Below are 828 nucleotides of genomic sequence, written 5' to 3' on the forward strand. Positions count from 1 at the left end.
CCATCTCTCGCCAGCGGCTCAGACAGCCACGGGACGAGGCCCGCATCAATCGCAATGCCCAGTGTCCTTGCGAGGCGGCAGGCTCGAGCGATTGACCCGTCTGGAACATCGAGCGCCCTTTCAATGTGCCCAAGGGTTTCGCCAGCGCCAGGCGCACAGACCGCGTGAAGCTTGCCCGGCTGTGCCGTGATGGCAAAAGGCCAAGTCATCGCGACACCGACAACCCGTTCATCGAGAACAAGCAGGGTGTCACCGGCTGCGATGCTCTCGTCGGTCTGCACGGCGTCGTAGGCATTGCCCGTCGAGGCGAACGCATGGATCCGCCAGACGCTGAAGGCGAAGCGCTCGCTGTCGGTCAGCATGGCAGGCTCGCTTCGGAAAAGGCGCGCTGCGCCGCCTCCGGAAAGGCTGCGGTGAGGTTCCGGTGAAGCGGTCCGGAGGACGCTGGGAAGAATGCGCCGGTGCTGCTCGGCCGTGTGATCCGCAGCGCGCTTGCGACGGCATCCACGACGAAACCCGCAAGCTGATTGCTCGCTGTCAGTTTGCCGAATTCAGGCGGTGCAAACCCGGCTTGATGCCAAAAGGCGAAGCCGGTCTCGAGGGTCTCGATATAGCTGGCATGGCTACCATCGTCCTGTTCGTCGTCGACGCTCGCCTCGACCGTCCGGTAGGTCCCGAAATCATGGGCGTTAGCCTTGATCCGCAGGGTGATCCCGGCGGGCGGAGGCCCGGCGACCGCGATCAGCGCAGCCCTGTAGAGCATTGCTTCCGCGGTATTCACGAGGTCGAAGTTCGGGGTGTGGCCGATCTGCGCGCAGTCTTCGTTCC

2 protein-coding genes are annotated in these 828 nt (G+C 64.3%); both read right to left on the bottom strand.

Translation table 11 applies throughout. The annotated features are described in order from the left end of the window. The coding region (locus AX735_RS26575) for a hypothetical protein (RefSeq protein ID WP_231750237.1) at positions 1-362 on the bottom strand (362 nt) is incomplete at its 3' end. Then, positions 356-828: hypothetical protein (locus AX735_RS26185; RefSeq protein ID WP_066284945.1), on the bottom strand; the 473-nt coding region annotated here is incomplete at its 5' end. The genes AX735_RS26185 and AX735_RS26575, both read right to left, overlap by 7 nt.

Source organism: Blastomonas sp. CCH1-A6 (assembly GCF_001556365.1).
GTDB lineage: Bacteria > Pseudomonadota > Alphaproteobacteria > Sphingomonadales > Sphingomonadaceae > Blastomonas > Blastomonas ursincola.